This window comes from Ornithinimicrobium sp. F0845 (assembly GCF_023015765.1).
Lineage (GTDB): Bacteria > Actinomycetota > Actinomycetes > Actinomycetales > Dermatophilaceae > Ornithinicoccus.
Map to the genome: position 1 here is coordinate 1 of NZ_JALKAL010000049.1, position 282 is coordinate 282.

The following is a 282-nucleotide window of genomic DNA, read 5'->3' on the forward strand; positions in this document are numbered from 1 at the left end:
AACTTCTGCTGCGCCATCTCCAGGTCGACCTCGTCGTAGCGGCCGTCGTAGATCTTGGCGACGTGCTCCTCGTAGTTGTCCTGGAAGGGGAAGACCTCACGGGAGTTCATCACCACGGCGTTCTCATCGATCGGGGTGATCAGGTTGTCGACGATCTGCTGACGCGGCAGGCAGTAGGCGAACGCCTCGCGGGCGGCCAGGCCACCAGCGTCCTCGGCCCAGGGGCTGCCCTCGGCGAAGTTGAAGTCGACGTGCTCGAAGGTCATCGTCGCGCCCTTCTCG

1 pseudogene is annotated in these 282 nt (G+C 64.2%); it reads right to left on the reverse strand.

What is annotated here, in order from left to right:
- A pseudogene (locus MWU75_RS19675) lies at positions 1–266 on the reverse strand (ABC transporter family substrate-binding protein); the annotation flags it as partial.
- Positions 267–282: the final 16 nt, after the last annotated feature.